We start from the raw sequence: 4,463 nt of genomic DNA, 5'->3' as shown, positions 1-4,463 counted from the left end.
AACCAGGCCTTTTTGTCATCACAAAAGGCTTTTTTACTTAAATATTAATTATCATGTTGGATATTTTTGACAGAATTAAAGAAAATCCGGGACCTCTTGGACAATTTGCAGATTATGGCGAAGGCTATTTCATTTTCCCGAGATTGGAAGGACCGATCGGACCGAGAATGCAGTTCCAGGGAAAAGAGGTGATTTTCTGGAGTGCTAATGATTATCTGGGAATGTGTAACCACCCGGAAGTACTGGAAGCTGATGCCAAAGCAGCCGCGAAATTCGGAATGTTCTATCCGATGGGTGCACGGGCGATGTCCGGTGAAACAGAACAGCACCTGCAGCTGGAAAGGGAACTGGCTGATTTTGTACAGAAAGAATCCGCTTACCTGCTGAACTTCGGATATCAGGGGATGGTATCCACCATTGATGCTCTGGTAGGAAGAAATGACGTTATCGTGTATGATGTGGATTCCCATGCCTGTATCGTAGATGGCGTAAGGCTGCATTCGGGAAAAAGATTTACCTACCGGCATAATGATATAGCAAGCCTTGAAAAAAACCTGGAAAGGGCCACAAGAGTTGCTGAAGAAAACGGCGGCGGTATCCTGGTGATCACAGAAGGGGTTTTCGGGATGAGAGGACAACAGGGTAAATTAAAGGAAATCTGTGAATTAAAATCAAAATTCAAGTTCAGGTTATTGGTAGATGATGCGCACGGATTCGGTACCCTTGGAAAGACCGGTGCCGGAGCAGGTGAAGAGCAGGGCTGCCAGGATCAGATTGATGTCTATTTTTCCACTTTTGCCAAATCGATGGCCGGATTCGGTGCTTTTATCGCCGGAGACAAAGAAATCATCAGATATCTGAAATTCAATCTGCGTTCCCAGATTTTCGCGAAGTCCCTGACGATGCCTATGGTGATCGGCGGACTGAAAAGATTGGAACTGTTAAGAACAAGACCTGAAATAAAGGCCAAACTTTGGGAAAACACCTACAAGCTGCAAAACGGTTTAAAAGAAAGAGGCTTCAATATTGGTGATACCAATACCTGTGTTACGCCGGTTATGATGCAGGGAACACCGGTAGAGGCTACCCTGCTGGTAAAAGACCTGAGGGAAAATTACAGGATTTTTACTTCCGTAGTGGTTTATCCGGTAATTCCGAAAGGAATGATCCTGCTGAGACTGATTCCTACTGCATCTCATACGGATTCAGAAATCAATGAAACACTCGCAGCTTTTGAAGCTATTCATGATAAGCTCGTAAACGGGCATTATAAGGAGCAGGAACAGAAACTGCTGGAAGAACAGGGCTTAAGTTTCAAAGCCATCTAGTATAAAAATAATAAGCCTCGGAAAAATCCGAGGCTTATTCATTTAACAAATTCTACCACAATTCCAAATTTTTAACATTTTTTAACTAAATAGCAGACAATTGTTTCCATATCGCGTTATATTGTGTTAAAAATTAGGGTTTTAACATTTGGACGGGTAAATTTGCACCCATGATTTCAAGATCTACAATTATGAAACAACCTTTAAAGTACTTAAGAATTGTAATTTTGAGTTTCGTGTTAATGCTGGTATCCATTACCGCTACAGCGCAGACCCATCCTTATTTAGAGACAAACAAGGCCATTGCCTCAGAGTTTTCTGCCCGATACGGCATTCCTGTTTCTGTTATTCTTTCAGTCGCATTCGTTGAATCCGGAGCCGGAACGAGTAAGAGCTCTACGAAATTCAACAATCATTTTGGTATCGTCGGGAAAAACAATCCTGAATCCAGATACAGAAGTTTCTCCTCCGTGAGAGAATGTTACGAAGCTTTCTGTAAACTTATCGTGAATAAAGATTATTACGCTGCCTTAAAAGGCAATACCGATCTTTCGAAATGGGTAAAGGCCATTGCTTCGGCAGGCTACTCCACCCGGCCGAAAGAATGGATGAGAAGGATTAATCTTATTATTTCCAGATACAGTCTTTCTAAAATGTAAAAGTAAGTGTATAACCCAAAAGTTACAGGCCCCGGTTTTCCGGGGCTTTTTTTATGCAGGCAGTCGGCGGTAAGCAGCATTCGGTATCAGTAATCCGGGATAAGGCAAAAATTGTGGTTAACCTGCAGGACAAAGCAGCCGGTGATGTACAAAATAAACCATGGAAGACATTCCGGCTCCATATGCCTTTCAGCATTGATGAAATCTCTGCAGTGATCCAGCTTTTACAAAGTATTTATTGCATTAAAATGCAGAGGGCAAGTCAAAAATAGTTGGCTTTTTTTCTTTCCGGAACAGTTTAATCCCTTAGTGGCAAATAAACTTGAGGTAAACTCAATATGGATGGGCGCTGCTATTGCTTACCTTAATTAATCTCAGTAAATTAGCTGATTAAATTTCCAGCAATTTTTATGAGTCCGAACAGAAACTGGCGGGTGGTGGTTTTGCTTTCCGTATGCTTTGGTATTTACCTGATATGCTCCGTGATGATGTATGTTTTTAACATCCGTTGGAAGCCGCTGCAGAACATCAACCTGATTTCAGAAGTGATTCAACCCGAACACCTGCAGGAACATAAAAATAATACACCCCTTGCTTCCGGGAATTCAGCCCGGAATTTTGAGTTGTATAAAAAAGCGGACCTCATTACGGATTTTACGGCAGGCGACAGTACGGCTGCCCTCCGGCATTTTACGGAAAAACTGAATGAACTCCGTAAAACAAAGAAAGGAAAGATCCGGATCGCCTATTTCGGCGACAGCATGATTGAAGGCGACCTGCTTACCCGTAAGCTGAGAAAACTGCTCCAGAAAGAATTCGGAGGTGCCGGTGTGGGGTTTCTGCCATTCGTAAGCAAAGTTGCTCCCGTACGTGAATCGGCAGAGATTAAAGCCGGAGGATGGAAAACCACCAATTTCATGGATAAAGGCGCGCATAATATGTATGTCTCAGGATTCAGCTTCAGTGGTAACGGGACAACGCTTTTCACCGACAAGACCCTTGCTCCTGGGACCGTAACCAACAAAACCGTCATCTTCGGACAAAGCAGCGGTACGCCTGTTTTACTGTATGATAATGCCCGGATCCTGCTGAACGGCACTTCGCCTGTCAATACCCAGCGTTTATCACGGGATACCCTCAGATCTTTTACGGTCCGGTCGCAGAATGCTTCAGCTCCTCAATACGGAATCAGCATCGAATCGGACAACGGCGTCATCATTGATAATTTTTCCTTCCGGGGCATCACCGGTGTGGAATTTAAAAAAATAGATGAGGATTTTCTGAAAGCGGTACAGGCAAAAAACCATTATGACCTGATCGTTATGCAATACGGCGTCAATCTGCTCTTCCGGCCGGATGACACGGAATATTCCTATTATGTTAAAATTATGACACCCAACCTTGTCAAGTTCAGGAATGCTTTTCCGGATGCCGATATCCTGATGGTAAGCTCGGCAGACCGTGCCTTCCGGTACAACGGGGAATTCCAGTCGGCCAAAGGCGTTAAAAACCTGGTGGAAACCCAGGCACAGATGGCCTATGACAACCATCTTTCTTTCTTCAACCTTTTCCAGTCTATGGGCGGAGAAAATTCAATTGTGGCCTGGGCTTCCATGGAACCGCCTCTGGCAAACAAGGATTATGTACATCCCAACGGAAAAGGAACTGATGTCCTGGCAGAGAAACTGTACCAGGCCATGATGAAAGACTATAAAAAATATATTTCAACTCAAAAAAAATAGACCGTGAAACCCTTAGAAAACCTATTGACTTCTTTTGACTGGGAAGCTTTTCTGCATCAGTTCGTATATGACAGTAAAAATCCGTTACTGTTCAACAACGGTTTTTTTGTCTATTTTTTTACCTTGTTTATCGTATTGTTTTATCTGCTACGGAATCACTTCACCGCGAGAAGGTATGTTTTTACCTTTTTCTCCCTGTATTTTTTCTATAAAGCCAGCGGCTGGTTCGTAGGTCTGGTCATCGTATCTGCCATCGTAAATTATGCGATATCCAATCTCATTGACAGAAGTCCGCAGAAATCGAGGAAAACAGCGCTTCTGGTTCTCAGTATCCTGTTTAACCTCGGATTGCTGTTCTATTATAAGTATACCAATTTTTTCGTCACCCTCTATAATGAATTTGCAGGAGCAAAGGTTCATCCATTGAATATCCTGTTACCGATCGGTATTTCGTTTTTTACATTCGAAAACTTAAGTTACACGATCGATGTTTACAGAGGTGATTTCAAACCTGCCAAGAAATTCACCGATTACCTTCTTTTTCTCTCCTTTTTCCCGAAACTGATGATGGGACCGATTGTCCGTGCCCATGATTTCGTACCGCAGATCAACCAGCCGTATTATCTTTCGGAAAGGGAATTTGCAATGGGCTTTTACCTGATTATCTCCGGTCTTGTGAAGAAGCTCATCATCTCGGACTACATTACCCTGAATCTCGTAAATTATATTTTTGA

Annotated in this window: 3 protein-coding genes and 1 pseudogene; all 4 read left to right on the top strand. The window is 42.9% G+C overall.

Annotated features, from left to right (window positions below):
- Window positions 1-56 precede the first annotated feature (56 nt).
- Window positions 57-1,328 carry an aminotransferase class I/II-fold pyridoxal phosphate-dependent enzyme gene (locus tag QZ735_RS09380; RefSeq protein WP_294247318.1) on the top strand — a complete coding sequence of 424 codons (1,272 nt, stop codon included), beginning with the start codon at window positions 57-59 and terminating at the stop codon, window positions 1,326-1,328.
- Window positions 1,329-1,564: 236 nt separating this feature from the next.
- Window positions 1,565-1,987 carry a glucosaminidase domain-containing protein gene (locus QZ735_RS09375; protein WP_294247316.1) on the top strand — a complete coding sequence of 141 codons (423 nt, stop codon included), beginning with the start codon at window positions 1,565-1,567 and terminating at the stop codon, window positions 1,985-1,987.
- Between the two features lie 410 nt (window positions 1,988-2,397).
- Window positions 2,398-3,729 (top strand): hypothetical protein, encoded by a 1,332-nt coding sequence (locus QZ735_RS09370; RefSeq protein WP_294247313.1) that lies wholly within the window; start codon window positions 2,398-2,400, stop codon window positions 3,727-3,729.
- Window positions 3,730-3,732: 3 nt separating this feature from the next.
- Window positions 3,733-4,463 (top strand): annotated as a pseudogene (locus QZ735_RS09365) (MBOAT family protein); the annotation flags it as partial.

It is taken from the genome of uncultured Chryseobacterium sp. (genome assembly GCF_913776365.1).
Lineage (GTDB): Bacteria > Bacteroidota > Bacteroidia > Flavobacteriales > Weeksellaceae > Chryseobacterium.
This window is presented reverse-complemented; position numbering and strand designations above follow the sequence as displayed.

Excerpts from the sequence above, each read along its gene's own strand:
- QZ735_RS09370 (WP_294247313.1), top strand. The coding sequence starts at position 2,398 with ATGAGTCCGAACAGAAACTGGCGGGTGGTGGTTTTGCTTTCCGTATGC.